The 11,750-nt window shown below is 71.8% G+C and carries 11 protein-coding genes; 10 read left to right on the forward strand and 1 reads right to left on the reverse strand.

The features are described 5' to 3' along the window. Positions 1-19 precede the first annotated feature (19 nt). Both AC3CCI_RS00095 and AC3CCI_RS00100 read left to right on the forward strand, forming a co-directional pair. Complete coding sequence (locus AC3CCI_RS00095; protein ID WP_354594151.1) at positions 20-1,375, forward strand: sensor histidine kinase; 1,356 nt, start codon at positions 20-22, stop codon at positions 1,373-1,375. After that, a complete protein-coding gene (locus AC3CCI_RS00100) occupies positions 1,372-2,067 on the forward strand; it encodes a response regulator (protein ID WP_488627722.1) in 696 nt (231 codons plus the stop codon). Before AC3CCI_RS00095 ends, AC3CCI_RS00100 begins: the two co-directional genes overlap by 4 nt. Before the next feature lie 18 nt (positions 2,068-2,085). On the opposite strand, the gene AC3CCI_RS00105 is transcribed toward AC3CCI_RS00100, so the two are convergent. Further along, positions 2,086-2,997, reverse strand: coding sequence for a proteasome assembly chaperone family protein (locus AC3CCI_RS00105; protein WP_354594149.1), 912 nt, complete (start codon positions 2,995-2,997; stop codon positions 2,086-2,088). A 119-nt stretch (positions 2,998-3,116) separates the two neighbouring features. On the opposite strand from AC3CCI_RS00105, the gene AC3CCI_RS00110 reads away from it, so the two are divergent. From AC3CCI_RS00110 to AC3CCI_RS00145, 8 genes are all read left to right on the forward strand, one after another. After that, a complete protein-coding gene (locus tag AC3CCI_RS00110; RefSeq protein WP_354594148.1) occupies positions 3,117-3,809 on the forward strand; it encodes an HAD family hydrolase in 693 nt (230 codons plus the stop codon). A gap of 67 nt (positions 3,810-3,876) precedes the next feature. After that, positions 3,877-4,911, forward strand: coding sequence for a tRNA (adenine-N1)-methyltransferase (locus tag AC3CCI_RS00115; RefSeq protein ID WP_488627723.1), 1,035 nt, complete (start codon positions 3,877-3,879; stop codon positions 4,909-4,911). Between the two features lie 105 nt (positions 4,912-5,016). Further along, positions 5,017-5,946 carry an FKBP-type peptidyl-prolyl cis-trans isomerase gene (locus AC3CCI_RS00120; protein ID WP_354594146.1) on the forward strand — a complete coding sequence of 310 codons (930 nt, stop codon included), beginning with the start codon at positions 5,017-5,019 and terminating at the stop codon, positions 5,944-5,946. Positions 5,947-5,971: 25 nt separating this feature from the next. Further along, positions 5,972-7,012: a helix-turn-helix transcriptional regulator gene (locus tag AC3CCI_RS00125; protein WP_488627724.1), complete on the forward strand. Its 1,041-nt coding sequence runs from the start codon at positions 5,972-5,974 to the stop codon at positions 7,010-7,012. Then, on the forward strand, positions 7,005-7,997 hold the full coding sequence (locus AC3CCI_RS00130; RefSeq protein WP_354594144.1) for a helix-turn-helix transcriptional regulator: 993 nt from the start codon (positions 7,005-7,007) through the stop codon (positions 7,995-7,997). Before AC3CCI_RS00125 ends, AC3CCI_RS00130 begins: the two co-directional genes overlap by 8 nt. A gap of 105 nt (positions 7,998-8,102) precedes the next feature. Continuing rightward, positions 8,103-8,390 carry a twin-arginine translocase TatA/TatE family subunit gene (gene tatA / locus AC3CCI_RS00135; protein ID WP_056256149.1) on the forward strand — a complete coding sequence of 96 codons (288 nt, stop codon included), beginning with the start codon at positions 8,103-8,105 and terminating at the stop codon, positions 8,388-8,390. A 78-nt stretch (positions 8,391-8,468) separates the two neighbouring features. After that, positions 8,469-9,224 carry a twin-arginine translocase subunit TatC gene (tatC, locus tag AC3CCI_RS00140; RefSeq protein ID WP_354594142.1) on the forward strand — a complete coding sequence of 252 codons (756 nt, stop codon included), beginning with the start codon at positions 8,469-8,471 and terminating at the stop codon, positions 9,222-9,224. Positions 9,225-9,228: 4 nt separating this feature from the next. Further along, positions 9,229-11,727 carry a DEAD/DEAH box helicase gene (locus tag AC3CCI_RS00145; protein ID WP_354594141.1) on the forward strand — a complete coding sequence of 833 codons (2,499 nt, stop codon included), beginning with the start codon at positions 9,229-9,231 and terminating at the stop codon, positions 11,725-11,727. Positions 11,728-11,750 lie beyond the last annotated feature (23 nt).

The following is an 11,750-nucleotide window of genomic DNA, read 5'->3' on the forward strand; positions in this document are numbered from 1 at the left end:
CTGCCCTACGATGGTCCGCGTGCATCCGTCGACCGTCCCCACCCCGACCCCGGCCCCGGCCGACGCGTCGGCCGACGAACGGCGGCCGCTGACCCGGCGGGACGGCCGCGTCGACCTCTGGATCGCCGCCCTCGTCTTCGGGCTCGGGCTCGCGACGCTGTGGCTGAGCGCCGTCATCGTCTCGGACTCCGACGGCGCGAGCGCGCCGTCGACCGTCGAGTCGGTCCTCTGGCTGGCCGCCCTGTGCGTGCCGATCGCCCTGCGCCGGCACCGGCCCGTCGCGGTCCTCGTCGTCGTCTCGGCCGTCTTCCTGGCCGCCCAGCTGAGGGGCTACCCCGACACGCTGACCCCGTCCATCGTCGAGTTCGTCGCGATCTTCACCGCGAACGCCTGGGCCTCACGCCGCGGTCGGGCGCTCGTCGTCAGCGTCGCCGTGACGGCCGTCATGTTCGTCTGGCTCGGGGTGTGGCTGAGGACGGTCTACGTCTCGGACGCCGACTCACCCGACGCCGTGACCCTGGCCACGATCGCCTACACCCTCGTGTCGAACGGCATCGTCCTCGTCACGGCCATCGCCTTCGGCCGGGCGGCACGCGTCTCGGCCAGCCGCCTGCACGCCCTCGAGCGCACGGGGGTCGAGCTGCGGGCCGCCCACGAGCTCGTGGCCGACCGTGCGATCAACGAAGAACGCACGCGACTCGCCCGAGAGCTGCACGACGTCGTGGCACACCACGTCGCGGTCATCGGCATCCAGGCCGGTGCGGCCAGGCGGACCCTCGACCGACCCGAGATCGCCCGCGGCGCGCTGACCGCCGTCGAGGGGACCGCGCGGACGACCATCGACGAGCTCGAACGACTGCTGAGCGTCCTGCGATCGCGAGACGGTGAGACCGGACCGGGCCCCTCGGGCCTCGCCGCCCTGCCCGACCTGATGACCGACACCCGGGCCCTCGGCCTCGACGTCCGGTTCTCGGTCGACGGCGACCCGCGCGACGTCCCCGAGAGCATCGGCGTCACGCTCTACCGCATCACGCAAGAGGCCCTGACGAACACCCTCAAGCACGGCAACGCCTCCCTCGCCGAGGTGTCCCTCCGCTACGGCGACCGCACGATCGAGGTCGAGGTGGTCGACGACGGACGCCCCGGCCCGACGCCCTACCCGGGGGCGGGCGGCCCGCACGTCGCCGCCACGTCCGGCGCCGGCCTGGGGCAGCGGGGCATGCGTGAGCGCGTCGACCTGCACGGGGGCGAACTGCACCTCGGTCCGAGACGTCGAGGCGGCTACCGCGTCCGAGCCGTCCTGCCGATCGGCGCCTGCGTCGATGCCCGCCCCCGCGAACCAGCCGTCACCCCCGACCCGTCCGAGAGAGCATGAACCACACCATCGATCCGATCGACGTCCTGCTCGTCGACGACCAGGACCTCGTCCGCACGGGATTCCGCATCATCCTCGACACCGCGCCCGACCTCCGGGTGGTCGGCGAGGCCCGTGACGGGCTCGAGGCCGTCGACCTGACCCGGCGACTCCGTCCCGACGTCGTCGTCATGGACATCGAGATGCCGGTCCTCGACGGTCTCGAGGCCACCCGACGCATCCTCGAGCAGTCCGCCACCGACGGTCCGGCCGTCCTCGTGCTCACCACCTTCGGTCGCGACGACTACGTGTTCCGCGCACTGCGGGCCGGGGCCAGCGGCTTCCTCCTGAAGACGGCGACGCCCGAAGAGCTGATCGAGGCGATCGCCGTCGTGCACCGGGGTGACGCGCTCCTGTCGCCGCAACTGACGCGTGCCGTCGTCGAACGTGCGGTCGGCGGCGATGCGGCCGCCCGCGTCGTGGTGCCCGGTCCCGCCCTAGCGACCCTGACCGAGCGCGAACGCGAGGTGCTCGACCGGTTGGCGTCGGGGGAGTCCAACGCCGAGATCGCCCGGCGGCTCTTCCTCGGCGAGGCCACGGTCAAGACCCACGTGTCGAACGTGCTCGGCAAGCTCGGGTTGCGCGACCGGACGGCTGCCGTCGTGTTCGCCTACGAGAACGGCGTGGCCGTCCCCGGCGAGCCGTCGCGCTGAGTCGCCACCCGGGCGGGGTCAGGGGACGGGTGGGTAGCGCGGGTCGTCCGGCCGGCCGTCGCCGCCCTTGCCGTCGCGCCGACGCAGGTAGCGCTCGAACTCCTGGGCGATGGCCTCGCCGCTCGCCTCGGGGCTGTCGACCGTGTCGCGGGCCTGCTCGAGCTGCTCGATGTAGCCCGCCATGTCGTCGTCCTCGGCCGCGAGGGCGTCGATGCCGGACTCCCACGCCGTCGACTCGGCGGCGAGCTCGCCGCGGGGGATCGCCACGCCCGACAGCTCGTCGAGCTTCTCGATGAGGGCGAGCGTGGCCTTGGGCGACGGGGCGTTGTGCACGTAGTGCGGCACCGAGGCCCAGATCGACAGGGTCGGCACGCCGGCGGCCTCGACGGCGTCGGCCAGGACCGACAGGATGCCGACGGGCCCCTCGTAGGTGCTCCGTTCGAGGGTGTACTCGTCGCGGACCGACTCGTTCTCGCTGCTGACGAAGACCGAGATGGGTCGGGTGTGCGGGACGTCGGCGAGCATCGCCCCGAGGAACACCACGCCCGTCACGTCGTGGACGTCGATCAGGTCGACGATCTCGGCGGCGAAGCCCCGCCAACTGCGCGACGGCTCGGCCCCGAGCAGCACCAGCACCTCGGTGGCGGACGCGGCGGGATCGCGGGGGAGGACGGTCGCCGCGTCCGCGGCCGCGTGCAGCTGGATGCGCGGCCACACGAGCGACCGCTCGCCGTCGTCGTCCAGGCCCACCTGGGGCCGGTTGAACTGGTAGTCGATGTACCGCTCGCCGTCGAGTTCGGCCACCGGTTCGAGCGACAGGGTCTCGACGAGGCTCCGCGCGACGCCGCTGGCGGCCTCGCCGGCGTCGTTCCAGCCCTCGAAGGCCACCACCAGCAGGCGTCCCGCAGCGAAATCCGACGTGTTCGTCAACCTGAGTCCTCACCGTGCCGGAGGGCGTCCGGCGCTTGACCTTCCACGATAGACCGTGGCGACGACCGGGAGGCGCGGGTCGGGAGCCGGTGGGCCCGCGCCCGGTAGACTCGTCCGCCGTGACCGAAACCCTGCCTGCCGCCGTCCTCTGGGACATGGACGGAACCCTCGTCGACACCGAGCCGTACTGGTTCCTCTGCCAGGTCGAACTGGTCGAGTCGTTCGGCGGCACCTGGAGCCGTGCCGACGGTGACGCCCTGATCGGCAGCGGCCTGTGGCAGTCGGCCCGCGTGCTGCAGTCGCACGGCGTCGAGCTGTCCGAGGACGAGATCATCGACCGCCTGACCACGGCCGTGCTCGAGCGCTCCGCGGTCGAGATCCCCTGGCGCCCCGGGGCCAAGGAGCTGCTGGCCGACCTGCGCCGCGAGGGCGTGCCCACAGCCCTCGTCACCATGTCGATCCGCCGCATGGCCCAGTTCATGGTCGACGCCATCGACTTCGAGGCGTTCGACGCCATCGTCGCCGGCGACGACGTGGAGCACGCCAAGCCGCACCCCGAGGCCTACCTCCGCGGTGCCGAGCTGCTCGGCGTCGACCCGGCCGACTGCATCGCCATCGAGGACAGCACGCCCGGGCTGGCCGCGGCCGTCGCCGCCGGCACCGTCGCGATCGGGGTCGAGCACCACGCACCGCTGGCCGACGACGGCCCGTTCATCCGTCGCGAGACGCTCGTCGGCACCACGGTCGACGACCTGCGTGACCTCCACCGGGCGGGTCGTGCCGTCCGCGACCGGTCGACGTCCGACTCCTGACCCCGGTGCGCCCACCGCGCCTCCTGCACCCCACCGGGTGCGACCCGATCGAAAGCAGCACCCCCGCATGACCGCGATCCGCCGACAGTCCGGCCCCTTCGTCGAGGGCGACAAGGTCCAGCTCACCGGGCCGAAGGGCAAGATGAACACCATCGTGCTGACCCCGGGCGCCGTGTTCCACACCCACCGCGGCATGATCGCGCACGACGACGTCGTCGGCCTGCCGGACGGCTCGGTCCTGGCGAGCACGACCGGCGACGAGTACCTCGCGCTGCGCCCGCTGCTGAGCGACTTCGTCATGTCCATGCCCCGGGGTGCCGCGATCGTCTACCCGAAGGACGCCGCCCAGATCGTCGCCTTCGCCGACATCTTCCCGGGGGCCACCGTGGTCGAGGCCGGGGTGGGCTCGGGGGCCCTCTCACTGTGGCTGCTGCGCGCGGTCGGCCCCGAGGGCCGACTGGCCTCGTTCGAGCGTCGCCAGGAGTTCGCCGACGTGGCCGAGGGCAACGTCGCGAGCTTCTTCGGCGCCGAACCCGCGAACTGGACGGTCACGGTCGGCGACCTGGCCGACGAGTTGCCGGCGGCCCTGCCGGACGGCTCGGTCGACCGGGTCGTCCTCGACATGCTCGCCCCGTGGGAGAACGTCGACGTCACGGCCGACGCCCTCAAGCCCGGCGGCCTGGTCGTCTGCTACGTCGCCACGGCCACGCAGCTGTCCCGCACGGCCGAGGCGCTCCGGGCCTCCCGGGCCTTCACCGAGCCCGATGCGTCGGAGACCCTCGTGCGCGGCTGGCACGTCGAAGGCCTCGCCGTGCGACCGGACCACCGGATGATCGGCCACACCGGCTTCCTCCTCACCGCGCGACGCCTCGCCCCGGGCGCGGTGCTGCCGCAGCTCAAGCGTCGCCCGTCCAAGTCGGACTACAGCGACGCCGACGTCGAGGCCTGGACCCCCGGGGCCCTCGGCGAGCGGGCGGCGAGCGACAAGAAGCTGCGCAAGACCGCCCGTCAGGCACGCTCGGCGGCCGACGCCGCCATCGCCGCGACCGAGGTCGTCGACGGCGCCGGGCCCGCCGGTTCCGCCGGTTCCGCACCTGCCTGAACCGCACGGGCGAGTCGGACGCCCCCGCTAAGCTGTCCCCGCATCCTCGCGACCCGACCGGTCGCCCCACTCGACCCCCCGGTCGCCTCGACGAAATGAGTCCCCGTGCGCAAGATCCCCGCCCTCGTCGTGACGGTCGGCCTGCTCGCCTCGATGACGGCCTGCTCGACCGCGACCGGGCCCGGCTCGACCGGCTGCCCGCCCACGGGTGACGCCGCCTCGGTGGTGACGGCGACGGGGGACTTCGGTTCGAAGCCGGACGTCGACGTGCCGACTCCGATCGTGACGAAGAAGACCGAGGTCTCCACGCTCATCCAGGGCGACGGTCAGCGCCTCGTCGACGGGACGCCGGTCGTCATCGACTACACGCTCTTCGACGGCACCACCGGCCAAGAGCTCGAAGACAGCGGCTACGACGGGTCGACCAACGTGCCCCTGACCGTGGGCGGCCAGACCCTCGCCCCCCTCGTCGACGCGCTCGAGTGCTCGACCGTGGGCTCCCGCGTCGCCGTCGCCGTGAAGGCCAGCGACCTCTCCGCCTCGATCAACGGCGCCGCGACGACTCCGAACGACGACCCCGACGCCGCCTACGTGGCCGTGGTCGACGTCAAGCGCGCCTTCCTCGCGAAGGCCGACGGCGTCCTCCAGCTCGGGGCGAACGGCCTGCCGGCCGTGGTGACCGCTCCCGACGGCGCCCCCGGCATCACGATCCCCGCGGGCGACGCCCCGACCAGCGAGGTCGTCCACCTCGTCCGCAAGGGCCACGGTCCCACGTTGACCGGCGACGACACCGCGGTCGTGCAGTTCACGGCCGTCACCTGGAGCCAGCCCTCGACGGTCGCGGGGTCCACGTGGACGAACGGGGGCTCGGCCACGCCGGTCGACCTCGGCGACTCGCAGATCCCCGACGACATCCGGTCGGCCCTGGTGGGCCAGCAGGTCGGTTCGCAGGTCATGGTCGTGCTGCCCGCCTCTGCCGCGAGCGGGGGGTCGGCCTACGTCTACGTGTTCGACGTGCTCGGCGCGATCCGATGACCCGCACCCGCTGAGCCGGTCCTCCGTGCCCGCTGCCCGCACCCCCAGGGTCCCCGTCGAAGAGCGCCTGTTCAGCCTCGTGCTGGCCCTGCTCGCGACGGACTCCGGGCTGAGCAAGACCGAGATCCTGTCGACCGTCCAGGGGTACCGGCAGAAGTTCTCCCGGTCCGGTGACAACGCCGCCCTCGAACGGCAGTTCGAACGCGACAAGGACGACATCCGCGAGCTGGGCGTGCCGCTCGAGACGATCGACGACCCCTCGGCGGTCGGCAACAACCAGGCCCTCCGCTACCGCATCCCGCGTGGGGAGTACGAGCTGCCCGACGACATCGCGTTCTCGTCGGAAGAGACGGCGCTGCTCACCCTGGCGGCCATGGTCTGGCGCGAGGGGTCGCTCTCCCACGAGTCCCGCCGGGCGCTGCTCAAGCTCCGTTCGCTCGGCGGGGCCGCGAGCGTCCCCGAACTCGAGTACGCCCCGCGGCTCCGCTCCCGCGACGCGGCCTTCGAACCCCTGCGCAACGCCCTCGACCGGGGCGTCGTCGTGCGCTTCGACTACCTCAAGCCCGGCGACGAGGCCGCACGCCGGCGCGAGGTCGCGCCGGCCGCGCTCGTGCAGCACCACGGTCGGTGGCTCGTCTCGGCCGTCGAGATCGGCACGGGGGCCGTCAAGACCTTCCTGCTCTCGCGCATCGTCGGTCCCGTGCAGGTCACCTCGACCCCGTTCACCCGTCCGGACGACGCCACGGCGGAACGCGCCCTGGCCGACCTCGAGCAGGTCTGGCGCGACCGCACGGCGACGGTCCGCGTCGAACCCCTGTCGGACGCCGAGACGCGCCTCGGCAAGCGTCGCGGCACGACCCGGGTCGCCCCCGACGCCTTCACCGTCCACTGGACGGACGAGCACCTCCTCGCCGACGAGCTGGCCTCGTTCGGCCCCGAGGTGACCGTCCTCGAACCCGAGAGCCTGCGCGCCCTGGTGCTGAGCCGGCTCACGGGCGTCCTGCGGGCGCACGGCGGCTCCGCGTCACCCACCGACGACGACGTGAGACGGGGCACTGGTGGCTGACGCGCGGGGCGCCCTGCACGCGGCCGACAAGCTGGCCTTCCTGCTCTCGCTCGTCCCCTGGCTGATGGACCACGAGCGGGTCAGCGTCGCCGAGGCCGCGGCGCACTTCGGGGTCAGCGTGGCCGAGATCCGACGCGCGGTCGAGCTCATCGCCGTGTCGGGCATCCCGGGCGAGACGACCCAGTACCAGCACGGTGACCTCTTCGACATCGCCTGGGACGACTTCGAGCAGAACGACGTCATCGTGCTGACCAACCTGGTCGCGATCGACGACTCGCCGCGATTCTCGGCACGCGAGGCCGCGGCCCTGATCGCGGGCCTGCAGTACCTCTCGTCGCTCCCCGAGAACGCCGACCGTGCCGCGATCGCCACGCTGATGAGCAAGTTGTCGCGGGGCGCCTCGAGCGAGCCGAGCCAGGTCGCCGTCGACCAGGCCGAGACGAGCGAGGTCCTCCGCCTGGTGGGCCGGGCGGTCGAGACCGGGGTCCAGCTCGAGTTCGACTACCGGGGCACCAGGGGGGTGGCCGAGCGTCGCCGGGTCGACCCGTTGCGGGTCGAGTCGATCGACGCCGACTGGTACCTCCGCGCCTGGGACCACCTCCGCGAGGCTCCGCGCACGTTCCGGCTCGACCGGATCGCCGCCCCGGCGCTCACCTCCACGCCCATCGCCCACCGGGCCGTCGACGTCGCGTTGCCCGAGACGCTCTTCGAGGGGTCGCCGGACGACCTCGACGTCGTCCTCGACCTCGATGCCGCGGCGGCCCCGCTGCTGGCCGACTACGGCCCCGACGAACCGGAGGCGCTCGACGACGGCAGGGTGCGGTTGCGACTGCGCGTCAACCGTCTCGGGACCTTGTGTCGGGTCGTCGCCGGACTGCCCGGTCGGCCGGAGGTCGTCTCTCCCGAGTCGGCTCGCACCGCCGTGGCGGACTGGGTCCGCGAGGCGATCGCGCGGTACGCCGACGACGCGACCCGCGCCTCCTGACCGTCCCCGCCGCCGCCCGCCCTGTGGATCGCCTGCGCCGCACCCGTCTCGGGCGACACGTGACGGTAGACTGACCGTCACCCTGCCCCGCAAGGAGACCCCATCATGTTCGGAAACGCGCTCTCAGGCTGGCACCTGATCATCATCCTGGCGATCGTCCTGTTGCTCTTCGGTGCGCCGAAGCTGCCCGCCCTCGCCAAGAGCATCGCCCAGTCGATGCGCATCTTCAAGAACGAGGTCGCCAGCGACAAGAAAGACCCGGTCGACGACTACGACGAGCGTCCCACGCGTCGTTCCGACGAGTCCTCCGCCCGGTCCACCGACTCGACGACCGCTCGACGCGTCGACGACTCCTACCCGTCGCCCGATCGCGACCTGCCGCCGAAGTCCTGACGCGTGGCCACGACGACGACTCGTGGCGACAGCACCCAGGGGCGAGGGGCAGGCCGTGTCCGCGGTCGCGACGGCAAGATGTCGCTCGGTCAACACCTCCTCGAGTTGCGCAAGCGGCTCTTCATCTCCGCCCTGGCCCTGATCCTGGCCGCTGTCGCCGGTTGGTTCCTCGCACCGTTCGTCCTCGACGCCCTGAGGTCGCCGGTCGAGGCGATCGCTGCGGCGCGGACGGGTGCGACGACCCTCAACTACTCGAACATCACGGGTGCGTTCGACCTGAAGCTGCAGATCGCCGTCACGGTCGGCGTCGTCATCTCGAGCCCGATCTGGCTGTACCAGGTGTGGGCGTTCATCGTGCCGGCGCTCGTCCGGAAAGAGAAGCTCTACGCGGTCGGGTTCATCGGCACCGCGATCCCGCTCTTCCTCGGCGGCTGCGTCGCGGGTTGGTACGTGTTGCCGCACATCGTCGAGGTGATGACGAGCTTCGTCGACACCCAGGACTCCACGATCATCGAGTCGAAGGTCTACTACGACTTCGTCCTGAAGCTCGTCCTCGCGGTCGGCATCGCCTTCGTCATGCCCGTCTTCCTCGTCCTGCTGAACTTCGTCGGGGTCGTCTCGGCCGCCTCGATCGTGAAGGGCTGGCGTGTCGCGATCCTCGTGATCGTCCTCTTCACCGCCATCGCGACGCCCTCGGCCGACATCTTCTCGATGTTCCTGCTCGCCGTCCCGATGGTGATCCTGTTCTTCCTCGCCGCGGGTGTGGCCTGGTTGCACGACCGCCGCGCGGCGAAGCGTGCCGCGCTCCTCGACGCCGAACTCGCGGCGGGCTGACGCGGTGACTCCCGAGCTCAGCCCGGCGGAACGCTTCGCCGCCGCGAAGACGCGCGTCAAGACCCCCCGGCTCCAGGCGTTCCGGTCCCGCCTGGGCTTCTCCCTCGACCCGTTCCAGGTCGCCGCGTGCGCCGCGGTCGAAGAGGGCGACAGCGTCCTCGTCGCCGCCCCGACCGGGGCGGGCAAGACCCTCGTGGCCGAGTTCGCCATCCACCTCGCCATGCAGGACCCGCGGGCCAAGGTCTTCTACACCGCCCCGATGAAGGCCCTCAGCAACCAGAAGTTCCAAGAGCTCGTCGCCGAGTACGGGGCGTCCGAGGTCGGTCTGCTGACCGGCGACACGAACGTCAACTCGCGGGCACGCATCGTCGTCATGACCACCGAGGTCCTCCGCAACATGATCTACGCGGGCTCCGAGATGCTCACCGACCTGCGCTACGTCGTCCTCGACGAGGTGCACTTCCTCGCCGACCGCTTCCGGGGTGCCGTGTGGGAGGAGGTCATCATCCACCTGCCCCTCGACGTGCGCCTGATCTCGCTCAGCGCCACCGTCTCGAACGCGGAAGAATTCGGCGACTGGCTGCAGACCGTGCGAGGCAGCACCGAGGTCATCGTCTCCGAGGACCGCCCCGTGCCCCTCGACCAGCACGTCCTGGTCGGTGGCAAGTTCCTCGACCTGTTCGACTCCTCGGGTCAGGCCGCGACCAACCGGGTCAATCCCGAACTGCTCCGGGCGACGTCGCTGGGCCGGCGTGGCGGCCGCAGCGGGGGGCGGCGCAACGAGGGCCACTCGTCCGGACGCAGCGGTCCCCGCGGCCATCTCGTCCCGCCGACCCAGGGCGGGCCCGGACGTCTCGACCGCTGGAAGATCGTCGAGATGCTCGACGACCAGAACCTCCTGCCCGCGATCTTCTTCGTCTTCAGCCGCGTCGGCTGCGACCAGGCCGTCGCGCAGGTGCTGCGGTCCGGCATCCGCTTGACCACCGCCGAGCAGAGGCAGGAGATCCGCGAGATCGTCGAGGCCCGGTGTCGCACCCTGCGCGACGAAGACCTGGCGGTGCTGGGTTACTGGCGGTGGCTCGACGGGCTCGAGCGCGGTGTCGCCGCCCACCACGCCGGGTTGCTGCCGGCCTTCAAAGAGGTGGTCGAAGAGCTCTTCCAGAAGAAGCTCGTGAAGGTCGTCTTCGCGACCGAGACCCTCGCGCTCGGCATCAACATGCCCGCGCGCACGGTGGTCCTCGAGAAGCTCGAGAAGTTCAACGGCGAGGCGCGGGTCCCGATCACGCCGGGCGAGTACACCCAGTTGACGGGACGTGCGGGTCGTCGGGGCATCGACGTCGAGGGTCACTCGCTCATCCAGTGGCAGCAGGGCCTCGACCCCCAGGCCGTCGCCTCGCTCGCGTCGCGGCGCACGTACCCGATGAACAGCAGCTTCCGGCCGACCTACAACATGGCCGTCAACCTCGTCGAGCAGTTCGGGCGGTCGCGCACGCGAGAGGTCCTCGAGACCTCGTTCGCCCAGTTCCAGGCCGACCGGTCGGTCGTCGACCTGGCACGCAAGGTGCGGTCGCAACAGCAGTCGCTGGACGGCTACGCGGCGTCGATGGCCTGCCACCTCGGGGACTTCGGCGAGTACACCTTGCTGCGCCGAGAGGTGGGCGACCTCGAGAAGCAGGGTGCCGCGCGGGCCGACTCGCAGTCGCGGGCCGAGCGCGACAAGCGGCAGCGTCGCATCACCGAACTCCGTCGGCAGGTCCGACAACACCCCTGCCATGCCTGCCCCGATCGCGAGCAGCACGCCCGGTGGTCCGAGCGGTGGTTCAAGCTCAAGAAGCAGACCGACCAGCTCTCCGCGCAGATCCGCAGTCGCACCGGCGCTGTCGCCAAGGTCTTCGACCGGGTGACCGACGTCCTGCTCGAGCGCGGGTACCTCGTCCCGACGGGCGTGAGGTCCGGAGGCGCGGGTCGCGTCCCGCGCGACGCCGAGGTCGCCGTCGCCCCGGCCGGCCGCACGCTCCGGCGCATCTACGGCGATCGCGACCTCCTCGTGGCCGAGAGCCTCCGGCTCGGCCTCTGGAACCTCCTCGACGTCCCGTCCCTCGCCGCGATGGCGGCGACCCTGGTGTACGAACCCCGTCGTGACGAGGGGCAACTCTCGGAGCGCTTCCTGCCGCGAGGCGAGTTCCGCACGGCACTCGACGCCACGCAGACGCTGTGGGCCGAACTCGACGACCTCGAGCAGGAGAACCGTCTGCCGGGCAGTCAGCAGCCCGCCCCGGGACTCGCGCTCGCCATGCACCGGTGGGCCCGCGGAGCCCCCCTCGACTCGGTCCTCGAAGACGCCGACCTCGCCGCGGGCGACTTCGTCCGGTGGACGAAGCAGACCATCGACCTGCTCGACCAGCTGTCGGTCGTGGGCGACCTCCCCGTCGGGCCGACGGCCCGGCAGGCGCTGGACGCCGTCCGTCGCGGCATCGTGGCCTACACGGCGGTCGCTCCCTGACCTCCGGCTCCTCCCGTCGGGGG

The organism is Frigoribacterium sp. CF331, assembly GCF_057787905.1.